This window comes from Bifidobacterium sp. UTCIF-1 (assembly GCF_006408915.1).
GTDB lineage: Bacteria > Actinomycetota > Actinomycetes > Actinomycetales > Bifidobacteriaceae > Bifidobacterium > Bifidobacterium reuteri.
In genome coordinates, this window is the sequence record NZ_JFAG01000001.1 from 37,584 (window position 1) to 50,679 (window position 13,096).

The 13,096-nt window shown below is 62.0% G+C and carries 8 protein-coding genes; all 8 read right to left on the bottom strand.

Going from position 1 to position 13,096, the window contains the following annotated elements; genetic code table 11:
* Positions 1-142 precede the first annotated feature (142 nt).
* The 8 genes from mfd to glyA all read right to left on the bottom strand — a co-directional run bounded on the left by mfd (position 143) and on the right by glyA (position 12,982).
* Positions 143-3,730 carry a transcription-repair coupling factor gene (mfd, locus tag BW09_RS00170; protein WP_181161710.1) on the bottom strand — a complete coding sequence of 1,196 codons (3,588 nt, stop codon included), beginning with the start codon at positions 3,728-3,730 and terminating at the stop codon, positions 143-145.
* 16 nt (positions 3,731-3,746) lie between these two features.
* A complete protein-coding gene (pth, locus tag BW09_RS00175) occupies positions 3,747-4,346 on the bottom strand; it encodes an aminoacyl-tRNA hydrolase (protein ID WP_140462482.1) in 600 nt (199 codons plus the stop codon).
* A 165-nt stretch (positions 4,347-4,511) separates the two neighbouring features.
* A complete protein-coding gene (locus BW09_RS00180; RefSeq protein WP_181161704.1) occupies positions 4,512-5,093 on the bottom strand; it encodes a GNAT family N-acetyltransferase in 582 nt (193 codons plus the stop codon).
* 227 nt (positions 5,094-5,320) lie between these two features.
* Complete coding sequence (locus BW09_RS00185) at positions 5,321-8,569, bottom strand: UPF0182 family protein (RefSeq protein ID WP_140462483.1); 3,249 nt, start codon at positions 8,567-8,569, stop codon at positions 5,321-5,323.
* A gap of 237 nt (positions 8,570-8,806) precedes the next feature.
* Positions 8,807-9,469, bottom strand: coding sequence for a nicotinate-nucleotide adenylyltransferase (gene nadD / locus BW09_RS00190; protein ID WP_375137533.1), 663 nt, complete (start codon positions 9,467-9,469; stop codon positions 8,807-8,809).
* A 56-nt stretch (positions 9,470-9,525) separates the two neighbouring features.
* Positions 9,526-10,071, bottom strand: a complete 546-nt coding sequence (locus tag BW09_RS00195) for a hypothetical protein (RefSeq protein WP_044088710.1) — start codon at positions 10,069-10,071, stop codon at positions 9,526-9,528.
* A 20-nt stretch (positions 10,072-10,091) separates the two neighbouring features.
* Positions 10,092-11,477 (bottom strand): glutamate-5-semialdehyde dehydrogenase, encoded by a 1,386-nt coding sequence (locus BW09_RS00200; protein ID WP_258184886.1) that lies wholly within the window; start codon positions 11,475-11,477, stop codon positions 10,092-10,094.
* Positions 11,478-11,674: 197 nt separating this feature from the next.
* Positions 11,675-12,982 carry a serine hydroxymethyltransferase gene (gene glyA / locus BW09_RS00205; RefSeq protein WP_044088562.1) on the bottom strand — a complete coding sequence of 436 codons (1,308 nt, stop codon included), beginning with the start codon at positions 12,980-12,982 and terminating at the stop codon, positions 11,675-11,677.
* Positions 12,983-13,096 lie beyond the last annotated feature (114 nt).

The window sequence follows — 13,096 nt, forward strand, 5'->3', positions numbered from 1 at the left end:
CAGAGCAGAGTGCATCGCTCCGCAGGGTTCGGCATGGAGCTCGTCGTATCCCTTGATCGAGGAGTAGCTCCATGCCTTGGCGAAAGACCCGGACGATTCCGGACATGCGCGCCATCCGGCGCATTGTCGTCCACCGCGCGGCTCAGTGTTGATGCCCCGGCCTCCAAGCCAGATCGTCAAGGAGCTGGTTCGCCCATAGCACAATCTGGTCGGAGGTCATGGGTTGCTGTCCAAGAGACCCGTTGAATGGTGCCGGAACCAGCAGCTGATGGGTGACGGGACGGTACTGAGTGCCCTTGTAGATCCTGGCCATGCGCATCTGGACGGATTCGGGTGGGTCGATGCGGCCGATGCGCACACGGTTCGATTGCGCGAGAATCTCCGAGATGCCAAGCTTGCGGGCCTTGAACTTGAGGCGGGCCACGTCGAACAGCGTCTCGAATTCCACCGGCGGCTTGCCGTAACGGTCGGTAAGCTCCTCCTGCAGGTCCTTGAGATCGGCTTCGTTCCGTGCGGAGGCAAGCTTGCGGTAGGCTTCGAGCCGCAGCTTGTCCGAATCGATGTACTCCACCGGGATGGAGGCCTCGATGGGCAGGTCGACGGATACCGCGATCGGCTCGACGGTCTCCTCGGGTTCCTTGTATTTCTCGACGGCTTCGGAGACCATGCGCACGTAGAGGTCGAAGCCGACACCTTCGATATGTCCGGACTGCTCGTCTCCCAGCAGGTTGCCGGTGCCTCGCAATTCCAGATCCTTCATGGCCACGTCGAAGCCGGAGCCAAGCGCCGTGTTCTGCGCAATGGTGGCGAGCCTGTCATGCGACTGTTCGGTCATCGGCTTCGACGGGTCATACAGGAAGTATGCGTAGGCGCGTTCGCGGCCGCGTCCGACTCGACCGCGCAGCTGATGGAGTTGGGAGAGGCCGAACCGGTCGGCATGATCCACGATCAGCGTGTTGGCATTGGAGATATCAAGGCCGGTTTCGATGATGGTGGTGCACACCAATACGTCGATGTCCCGATGCCAGAAGTCGCGGATGATCTGATCGAGCTGCTTCTCCCCCATCTTGCCGTGCGCGATGCCCACACGAGCCTCGGGCACCAGCGTATGGATCTTGTCCGCGATGTGGGAGATATCCTGAACGCGGTTATGGACATAGAACACCTGGCCGCCGCGCAGCAGCTCGCGGCGTACGGCGGCGGTGATCTGCGCGTCCTCATAGGCGCCCACATAGGTGAGCACGGGAAGACGGTCCTCGGGCGGGGTGGCGAGCGTGGACATCTCACGGATGCCGGTGACAGCCATCTCCAGCGTGCGTGGGATAGGCGTCGCGGACAGCGAGAGCACATCCACATTGGTGCGGAGGGCCTTCAGTGTCTCCTTGTGCTCCACGCCGAAGCGCTGCTCCTCGTCGATGATGACAAGTCCCAGGTCCTTGAACCTGATTTTCGGGTTCAACAGCTTATGGGTGCCGATGACCACATCCACCGAGCCTGCCGCCAGCCCCTCGATGGTGGCATTGGTCTCCTTCGTGGTCTGGAACCGGCTCATGGCGGCGACATCGACCGGAAAACCTTCGAAGCGTTCGGTGAAGGTCTCGTAATGCTGCTGCACGAGCAATGTGGTGGGTACGAGCACCGCCACCTGCTTGCCGTCCTGTACGGCCTTGAAGGCGGCGCGTACGGCGATTTCGGTTTTGCCGAAGCCCACGTCGCCGCATATCAGACGGTCCATGGGGACCGGCTTCTCCATGTCGGCCTTGACCTCGTCGATGGTGGTGAGCTGGTCGGCGGTCTCCTGATACGGAAACGCGTCCTCCAGTTCCTTCTGCCATGGGGTGTCAGGGCTGAAGGCGAATCCCTTGGCGCGCTGACGTGCCGAATACAGCTTGATCAGATCGTCGGCGATCTCATGGACGTGCTTCCTGGCCTTGGCCTTGGTCGCCGCCCAGTCGGAGCCACCGAGCTTGTTGAGCTTCGGTATTTCCGCGCCGATGTATTTGCTGACCTGATCGAGCTGGTCAGTGGGGATGAACAGTTTGTCGGCCGGGGCGCCTCGTTTGGATGGCGCGTACTCGATGACCAGGTATTCGCGCGTGGTCTTGTTCGCCCCGGTGCCGATCGTGCGTTGACGCATTTCGACGAACCGTCCGATGCCGTGTTGCTCGTGCACCACATAATCGCCTTTTTTGAGCTCCACGAGGTCGATGGCCTTGCGCCGGCGTTTCGGCGTCTTGGCCACGGCCACGGCCGACGTGCGACCGGTCAGATCACGTTCGGTCAGCAGCGCGACCTTGGCGGCACTGTCGACGAAACCGTCGATGGCTTGCGACCGGATGGTGTCGAATGAGGCGACGCCCGTGGTGTTGACCGCGCGTTTGAGTCTGGCCAAGGTGCCGGCGGCCGCAGCCGTGATCGTCACCTGGAAGCCGGCGTCGATCAGTCCTTCGATGCCACGTGCCGCTTTGGATTCGTCGCCGCGGAACTCGGCCGGGTTCTGCGCATCGAGCTGCACATGGCCCGGAAGCGTGGCGTCCACGCCGAAGCTGGTCAGACGAATCACATCATGTTCGGAATACTCAAGCGAACTGATGGTCTCCGCATAGTCAAGGAAGCTTGCCTCGTCGAAGCTGATGGGCGCACCGGCGCCGTGCCCGGCGGCCGCCACATGCCAGCTGGCGGCGAGGAACTCGTTGGCGGTCTTGGCGAGGTCTTCGGCGGATCGGCGCAGCTTCTCCGGGTCGCTCAGCACGACCACCGCATGCTTGGGCAGCATGAAGGCGACCGGCTCCAGATGATCCACCAAAGCCGGCATCAGGGATTCCATGCCTTCCACGGGAATGGCGTTGGCGATGGACTCCAGCATGTCCTCGGCGTTGGGGATCGAACCGATCAACGCCTTGGCCCGCGCCCGCACGTCATCGGTCAGCTGCAGCTCACGACATGCCGTGGCCCAGATGGTGTGCATGCCATTGCCATACGTGCGCTGGTCGGAGGCATGGAACTCCTTGATGGAGTCGATCTCGTCACCGAAGAACTCGATACGCACCGGATGCGGTGCAGTAGGCGGGAACACGTCGAGAATGCCGCCACGCACGGCGAATTCGCCACGGTCCATTACCAACTCGACGCGCGTGTAGGCGTTCTCGATCAATCGCCTGGCCGCCTCATCGAGGGCGAGCTCCTCCCCCACGGTGAACACAAGTGGCTCCACATCGCCCAAACCGGTGACCACCGGCTGTATCAGCGAGCGGATCGGCATCACCAGAATGCGAATCGGGCCGAACATCGGGTTGTCGGCATCAGGATGCTTGAGCCTGCGGAATACGGCCATGCGGCTGGCCACGGTGTCGGCGCGCGGGCTCAAACGTTCATGTGGCAGCGTCTCCCAGGCTTCCAGCTGTGCAATATCATTCGGGTCACCGTCATACCAGGAGCGCAAAGCCCCCACGGTCTCCTCGGCCTCTCGCCCGGAGGCCACGACCATAACCACCGGCTTGCCCGGGTTACCGCGTACACCCTGTGCGATGGCCGCGACCAACGCCGGCCGCAGTCCTTCCGGCATTCCGGCCAATACGGACGGGTCCGCGGCAGCCGCATCGGGGTCGATCTCGCCTGCGGCGAGGGCGAGGAAATTCGGGTCCCGATTCAGCTCGTCCAGCAATCCGACAAGGGATCCGTCAACTGGCTGCCCGTTGGACGCAGCGGCTGCGGAGGATGCGGAGGGCATGGGCGATTTCGCGGCGTCAGCGGCCATTGAACTGCTCCTGCGTCTTGGCAAGTCCCTTGAAGATGATGTCTTCGGCGGCGTCGGCGCCATCCGCAAGGAATTCAGGCAGCTGCTTGCGCTGATCGGGACCGAATCCTCCGAGCACCCAGTTCACGGTGTTGTCGTGCGCGTTGGGGCCTCGCTTTGCGTGGCCGACGCCCATGCGTACGCGGGCGTATTTCGGCGTGCCGAGCGAACGGTCTATGGATTTGATGCCGTTATGTCCGCCTGCGGAACCGCCCGCCTTGACCTTGATGCGGCCGAATTCAAGATCCATATCGTCGTGGACCACCACGATATGATCCGGTTCGATCTGGTAGTAGGCGGCGATGGAGGCCACGGCATTGCCCGACTCGTTCATGAACGTCAAGGGCTTGGCCAGGAAGAACTTGACGGTGCGCCCCTCGAGGTTCATCGTGCTTTTGCCCAGCATGGCCAGACCCTTGTGGTCGGCGAAGTTCACCGACCACCGTTCGGCGAGCACATCCGCCACCATGAAGCCCATGTTGTGACGGGTGCCTTCATACTTCTTGCCGGGATTGCCCAGTCCTGCAATCAACCAAAAATCCGATGCCATGTCGCTCCTCGCTGCTTCTCACGCACTTCCGTTGCCGTACCCGGCGTCACGCAATCGGCATGCGACTGGGCGGCAAATCAACCTTCAGAATTGTACTCGGCCCACCTCGACTTCACCACGGCACTTCGCCGCACACAGGCACGGACCACGGCGACCCGTAACGGCCTACAGGTCGAGGTACCAGTAGGACATGTCCCGCATGGTGCCGGTGGAGTCGGTAGCGGCCGCCGGCATCAGCCCGAACCGGGTGAAGCCGAAGCGGTTCATCAGCGCTATGGAGCCGGCGTTGTCCGCGAAGATGATGCCACAGGCCTTGCGCATATGACGGGCCCGGGCCTCGTCGAGCAGCTGTTCAAGCAGGAAGGTGCCCGCTCCCCTGCCCTGCCAGTCGGTGTCGATGTAATACGCCAGATCAGTGACGCCGTCATAGCCGGCACGGTCGTAGAAGACCGACAGCGCGCCGAAGCCGACGACTGCCGTCCCGGTGCCAGTGCCATCTTCGGAATCGGTGCTGTCCTCGAGGTTGGCATCGTCATCCATCCCGCCGCGGTCTTCGGCCACCGATGCCTCCACCACGAAGACGCCGTAAGGAGGCTGATGCGATTCGACCCATGTCCGGCGCTGGTCGAGGCTGCGCGGGGTGAGGTCGGCGGTGGATCCGCCGGCGATGACAGAGGCGTTGTAGATGTCGGTGATGGCCTGAAGGTCCGATTCGACGGCCGGTCGGAACATATACGTATAGGACATGCGCACAGCCTAGCATCGCCGCGCGCGAAGAGGTCGGTTCTGGGCATATACCGGCCATGTACCGACGCCAAATAACGGTTCTGGGCATATGCGTGTCGGATATGGCTCAAAAATCGCCTGTATCTGACACGCATATGCCCAGAATGTCGTATAAGGACCGTGCATGCCCAGAATAACCGGCCCGATTATGCCCAGAATTCCATGAAGTCGGGCTTGGGTCTCTGGAGCTACTTGTCGAGCTCGATGGCCTTGTTGAGGGCGTCCTCGAGTCGCTTTTGCGCCTCGCCGTAGGCAGTCCAGTCGCCGTTCTTCATGGCGGTCTGACTGTCCTTCATGGCCTGTGCGGCATCGTTCAGCGCCTGCTGGAGTTCAGGACTGCGCGCAGTGCCGGACTGAGTGCCGGAATCGGACTGACCGGGCTGATCGGACTGGTCGGAGCCTGCCGAGTTATCGGTAGTCCCCTTGTTGTCGGTCTTTGCGGAGTCGGAGGCATCCGAACCATCGGCGTTGGCGGCGTCTCCGGCGTTGGCGCCGGAATCACCACCGAACACCTGGTCGAGCGCCTCATCAAGCGTGTCCGCGAAACCGACCTGATCTCCGAAGGCCACCAGGGTCTTCTTCAACAGCGGGAAGGACGTGGCACCACTGGACTTGACGTATACGGGCTGCACATAGACCAAGCCGCCACCGAGCGGCAGCGTGAGCAGGTTGCCGCGCACCACATTGGTGTCTCCGGATTGCAACAGGTTGAGCTCCTTGGAGACATCGGCGTTCGCGTTGAAGTTGTTCTGCGCCTGACCGGGGCCTGGGACATTGGAGTCCTTGGGCAATTCCTGCAGCCTGATGGTGCCGTAGTTGGAACCGATCTCACCTTTCTGGTTGCCGGCGTCGGAATCGACCGAAAGGAATCCGGTGAGAATCTCACGCGTGGATTGGCCTGCCGGGATATAGGTGGAGGTCAGGGAGAAGATGGGTTCCTCAGTGCCTCCGGTCTGCAATGTCAGATAGTACGGCGGCTGGAGAATGTCCTGATCCTGCTGGGCCTGGGATTCGGTCGGATCGACCGGGGTCTGCCAGAAATCCTCACCTGAGTAGTACTGGTTGGCGGAGGTCACATGGTACTTGGACAGCAGTTCGCGCTGCACCTTGAACAGGCCTTCCGGATAGCGCATGTGGCTCATCAGGTCGCCGGAGATCTCGCTGAGCTGATGGTACTGGCCGGGGAAGATCTGTTCCCATGCCTTGATGACCGGGTCGGAGGTGTCCCAGACATAGAGATCCACGGAACCGTCGTAGGCATCCACAGTGGCCTTGACCGAATTGCGGATGTAGTTGGCCTGCTTGGCTCCCAGCGAGGAGACCGTCGAGGAGGAGACCGTGGTGGAATCCTGCGTGGAGGTGCCGAGGTTGGTCATCTGCGAATACGGGTAGGCGTCGGATGTGGTGTATCCGTCCACGATCCACTTGACGCGACCATCGACCACGGCCGGGTAGACGCGGCCGTCGAGTGTCAGATACGGCGCGACCTTGGCCACACGTTCCTTCGGGGAGCGGTCATAGAGGATCTGCGAGGCCGACGTCACTCGGTCGGAGAACAGAATCTGGTCGGAACCGAAGCGAATCGCATAGAGGATACGGGAGAACAGGTTGCCCACCGAGGGGCCGCCGTCGCCCTTGAAGGTGGTCAGGGCGCCTTCCGAACCGGTCGGATAGTCGAACTCCCACGACTTGGTGCCCTCGGGGGCGCCGACGATGGAGTATTCGGTGGCGTTCGGCGAGAAGTAGATGCGCGGCTCGTATTTCTGGGATTCGGTGAGCTTGCCCTGTGTCGGGATGCCGTATTCGAAGAATTCCGGTTGGCCATCGGCCGTGACCTTGTTGCCGTAGGCGGCAACGACGCCATATCCGTGGGTGTACACGGTGTGGTCGTTGACCCAGTTGCGGTTGTCATTGCCATCGAGGTCGAGCTCACGTGCGGCGATCACCGTATCCTGGGAGACGCCATCGATCTCATACTTGTCTACTGCGAGCGTATCCGCGAATGTGTAGTACTGCTTGGATTGCTGCAGCTGCTTGAACGTGGGGCTGACGACCTGCGGGTCGAGCAGACGAATCTGCGCGGTGGTGTCCGCCTCTTTGGCCAGCGCGCCCTGCTCGCCCTTGCTGGTGACCTCATATTGCTCGGTCTTGAGCTTGTTGAGGCCATAGGCCGCACGTGTGGCGTCGATGTTGCGCTGAATGTACGTGGATTCCATCTCCTGGGCGTTCGGATTGACGCGGAACCGCTGCAGCAGCACCGGCCATGCCACGGTGAGCACCAGCGCGACGACCACCGTGGCGGAGATGGAGATGACGGGGATACGCCATGCCTTCAGCGCCGCCGAGGCGCGCACGCCCAGGGAGGCCGGCCCCTCAAGCGCATGGGAGCGCATGAGCCATACGCCGAGCACCACGCCGAGGATGGCAGTGAGCGCGGCCATGATGAACGTGACCGGGATGTTGGCGTGGACCGCCGTGTATGAAGCGCCGGTGATGCGGGAGCCCTGCACGGTGAGCTGATCGAAGACGCCCAGCACCTGACGCGCCGACCATGCGAGCATGTTGAGTATCAGCCAGATACCCAGCTGGCGGCGGGTGCGCTTGGTGATAGCGAACAGTCCACGGCCATTGACCGGCATCGTGATTCGAATGCCGCCCATGAGCACATGGGTAATCAGCGAGAACACGATCCCCACACCCAGCAACATGGAAATCGCGGCGAGCACAAGTTTGAGGCCAGGCAGCACGAACACATAGAACCCGTTGTCAAGACCGAACTGGGGATCCACAGTGCCGAAGCTCTGCGCATGGAACATGAGCAGGATCTCGCTCCAGTTGGCATTGAACTGTGCGCCGAAAATCGCGCCGACGATCAGCGATACCACCACCGCCACACGGCGTGCGGTCTTCGAGCTGAACGACTTGCCGACTTCCACCACGTCACCGTTGATGCGGATCGTGGATCCGTCGGAGGAGTCGGGCCGCGCCCGGATGGCCAACCAGGCGGCCACGAATCCCGTCAATGCCATGAGCAACGCATATGCCACCCACAATCCGACCTTGACTCCCAACTGCACCCAGACCACGGACTGGAATCCAAGCTGTCCGTACCACATCAGATCGGTGATGAACTGGGACAGGCCGAAGAACAAGCCGACGACAACGACCAGCGCGAGCACCACGCCGATCATGATCCTGGTGCCGCGCGAACCGCCAGCAGAGCCGGAGGCCGGGCGGGACGTCAGTCGCGGACCGGCCGGCCCGCGCGGCGGACGACCTCCCCCATTGGAAGCATGTGGCGCGCCATTGCCTGAAGCGGGGCCGTCCCCATCGGCCTGAACGTCAAGGATGATCGGATCGTCGTCCGACTGTTTGTGGGCGCGACCATCTGCGTCGCCATTGCCGAAAAATATGGAAAAAGGATCGTTGAAAGACATGGCTCCCAGCGTACAGACAGGCCACGAACGGGAGTTATGCCGCCAGCACACAGGGAGCCGTCAGGACATCCTGGTGGTCTGCCTCTTACATTACGAGACGGACCATTAGGTACCTGATTGGGGCTTGCTCCCCTCAGCCGCGTACCGCTCGGGAGCTCCCTTCAGAGAAGGACTCCCAGGATGGACCGCACAAGGCGGTAGCGGTTTCATTGTCATTTGAGGAAGAGCAGCGGAAAACTAACCGCGCGAGTAGAGGCCATGTTTGCCGATGTATTGGACCACGCCGTCCGGCACGAGGTACCAGACCGGCTCGTTATGCTCGGCGCGGCGACGCACGTCGGTCGAGGATATGGCCAAGGCGGGAATCTCCAACGTATCCACTTTGCCTTCCGGCAGCCTCACCCCTTCAGGGCTTGAGTACCCGGGACGGGTCACGGCGACGAAGTGGGCGAGGTCCCACATCTGTTCGGCATCCTTCCATTGCATGATCTCCGCCACTGCGTCGGCGCCGGTGATGAAGAACAGTTCGGCATCGGGATGTTGGCTGCGGATGTCTTTCAGCGTGTCGATGGTGTAGGTCACGCCGGGCCGGTCGATGTCCACCCGCGATACGGTGAATTTGGGGTTCGATGCCGTGGCGATGACCGTCATGAGATACCGGTCTTCGGCGTTGGTGACATGTTTGTCGAGCTTGAACACGGGCCGGCCGGTGGGCACGAAGATCACTTCGTCCAGATCGTACACCCATGCGACTTCGGATGCCGCCACCAAGTGGCCGTTGTGAATCGGGTCGAACGTTCCGCCCATGATGCCGATACGAGGGCGGGTGTGCCAGTTGCCACGCGCGGAGAGCCGATCATGGCCACGGGTCCCGGTGAACCGGTCGGACAGATCCGACATGCGCCGAGTTTGTTCCTCATGCGAAATCGCGATGAGATCGGTGGGTTCATTGCCGCTCATGCCTGACCGCCTTCGCCTGAGGCATCATCGGCGCTTTCCGTCTCCCGTTCGATTTCGTCTGCAGTGGGATCGCTTTCCTGCGGATCGATCTTACCCATGTCCTCATCCCATTCCTCCTGCACCACGCGGCGAATCTCCGCGAAAGTGGGGAGAGGAAACTCCGGCTGATACAGTCTGCGCACTTCCGCCACGCGTTCGGTAATGCGGATCAGCGTATCGGTCATGCCATCGATGTCGCCGTCATGCTCCATCTGGCTGAACTTGGCGATGTAGCTCTCCATGAGCTCCATGTGCTCGCGAACCACCTTCGCCTGGGCTTCGGTGAGCTCGACCACTTCAGGCGAATCGATTTCGGGCCACCCGATCAGCACCGCATCGGCATATTCCAGTGAGGCGCGTTGAGCGGCGGAGGCTATGCCATCTTCGATCTGCACCAGAAATACGTAGCGTACAATGCTCAGACGTTCTGCGGCGATCTTCAGCCCGATCTGCCAATCATCGGCCTTCGAACCGTCATTCGAGCCGGAAATGGCATCGTTCATGGTATTCTCGGCGTTCTCGCTCATGCACGCACCTGTCCTGTTCCGTAGCCGATCCACTTGGTGGTGGTCATCTCCTGCAATCCCATCGGCCCTCGGGCATGCATCTTCTGGGTGGAGATGCCGAGTTCGGCGCCGAAGCCGAACACGCCGCCGTCGGTAAAGCGGGTGGAGGCGTTGACCATGACCACTGCCGAGTCTATACGCTTGGTGAAGGTCTCGATGGCTTCGTAGTCTTCGGCAATGATCGATTCGGTGTGTCCCGTGGAGTGGCGGTTGATATGCGCGATGGCATCATCAAGGGAGTCCACGACTTTGACGCCCATTTTGAGCGCCAGGTATTCGGTGTCCCAATCCTCGTCGGTGGCGTGGTTGAGCGCGACGCCTTCAATCGCGGCGCCTTCGATGATGTCATAGGAGACGGCATCCGCCTGCAGCACCACGTTCGCCTGCGCAAGGGCCGTGGCGATGGCGGGCAGGAACTCGGCGGCCACATCCTTGTGCACCAGCAGTTTTTCGGCTGCATTGCATACGCCGACACGCTGCGTTTTGGCGTTGAGAATGATGGGAATCGCCTTGGCGAGGTCACCGGACCTGTCGATGTAGATGTGCACGTTTCCGGCACCGGTCTCAATGACGGGGACTTTCGAGTTCCGTACCACCGCTTGAATCAGACCCGCTCCGCCACGCGGCACCAACACATCGATATGGCCACGCGCCTCCATCATGGCGGTGGCGCCGGGCCGGCCGTATTGGTCGACCGATTGAACCAAGGCGGCATCGAAACCATGCGCTTCCAGTACGGGGGCGATAACACTGAGCGTGGCGGCATTGGTGCGTTCCGCCGCATGGCCGCCTCTGAGCAGCGCGGCGTTGCCGGATTTCAGACATAGGCTGGCCACGTCGACGGTGACGTTCGGCCGGGCTTCGTAGATCATGCCGATGACTCCCATCGGCACGCGGGTCTGCGTCAGGCGCAATCCATTCGGCAGGTTGTAGCCCCGCACGATCTGCCCCACCGGATCAGGCAGCGTGGCCACATGCCGTACTCCTTGCGCGGCTGCGGCCACCCGCGGCACATTGAACAGCAGGCGGTCGAGCTTGCCTGCATCCATGCCGCTTTCCTTGGCTTCGAGCATATCGAGGCCGTTCGCCGCTTCGATGTCACCGGCATGCTCGTCAAGCGCATCGGCGATGGCGAGCAGCAGTTCGTTCTTGGACTCGGTGTTCGCACGGGCCAGCGCCTCCTGCGCGCGGGAGGCATGGTCGGCCTGATCGCAGACAGCGCGGAATATCTCCGGATTCAAAGCATCGCTCATAACAGTCAAGGGTAGCTCAGAACATGGCGCAATTCTTGCCACGACTCGATTTTGCGGCACAAATAATAGCGCGACCGCAGCGGCGTCCATACATGGGTCCTAATGCTCGCCGCTGGCATACAATCCGTGGAGGTCAGCTCTGGAAAGGCTCTGCACAACGATCAGCCTGACTTATACCGGCAATCCAACCGAATACGCGGCGGCCCCTCATTATCGAGGGGCCGCCGCTCCAATCCGGCATCAAACCGGCCGCATGAGTCGATGCGCGGGGCCGATCGGCGAATCGGTCAGTGAATCTGGTCGAGGTCCGGATAGAGCGGGAAGTCCTCGACAAGCTTGTCCACGCGGGCCTTGAGCGCGGTCACGTCGGCGGATGGGCCGGCGGCGAGCGCGGTGCCGATGATGTCGGCCACCTCCTCGTATTCCTTCGGTCCGAAGCCGCGCGTGGCGAGCGCGGAGGTGCCGATGCGAAGGCCCGAGGCGACCGAGGCCGGACGAGGGTCGAACGGCACGGTGTTGCGGTTGATGGTGATGCCGCAGGCGGCGAGCAGGTCCTCCCCCTGCTTGCCGTCCATCTCGGAGTTGCGCAGGTCGACCATGACCAGATGCACGTCGGTGCCGCCGGTGAGCACGGTGATGCCGTTCGCCTTGACGTCGTCAGCGAGAAGACGGTCGGCGAGGATCTTCGCGCCGTCAAGCGTACGCTGCATGCGGTCCTTGAACTCGGGGGTGCCGGCGACCTTGAAGCTCACGGCCTTGCCTGCCACCACGTGCATGAGTGGGCCACCCTGCTGGCCGGGGAACACCGAGGAGTTGAGTTTCTTGGCGTACTCCTGCTTGGCCAGGATGAAGCCGGAACGCGGGCCGCCGAGCGTCTTGTGGGCCGTCGACGAGACCACGTCCGCATACGGCACAGGGCTCGGATGCAGGCCCGCAGCGACAAGACCGGCGAAGTGGGCCATGTCGACCCAGAACTTGGCGCCGACCTCGTCGGCGATCTCCTTCATGGCCTTGAAGTCCTCGATGCGCGGGTAGGCGGACCAGCCTCCGATGATCATGGCAGGGTGGGTTTCGAGCGCGCGATGGCGGATGATTTCCGGGTCGATGCGGAAGGTCTCGGGATTCACACCGTAGGCTTCGGCGTGGTAGAAGCGACCGGAGAAGTTGATCTTCATGCCGTGGGTCAGATGGCCGCCATGGTCAAGCGCAAGACCGAGCACGGTGTCGCCGGGCTTGACGAGCGCCTGATAGACGGCGGCGTTGGCCTGTGCGCCGGAGTGCGGCTGCACGTTGGCGTATTCGGCGCCGAACAGGGCCTTCGCGCGTTCCCGGGCGATGGTCTCGATCTGGTCCACGTATTCGCAGCCGCCGTAGTAGCGGCGTCCGGGGTAGCCCTCGGCGTACTTGTTGGTGAGCACGGAACCTTGGCATTGCAGTACGGCTCGCGGCACGAAGTTCTCTGATGCGATCATTTCCAGACCGCCCTGCTGGCGATGCAGTTCGTCGTCGAGCAGTGCGGCGATCTCGGGATCGGTCTCGCTTATGGGCGAGTTGAAGACATCGGTTGGGGTCTGGGCGAGTGATGAAGCGGTCATCTGTGCTCCTTTGTCGGTGCGGGCAACGACTGGCATGCCGTTTGGGCGTCGAGTGTACGACGTGTTTGTGGCCGTGCTGTTTCCTTCATACGCCGAATCGAACGAATTTTCCCG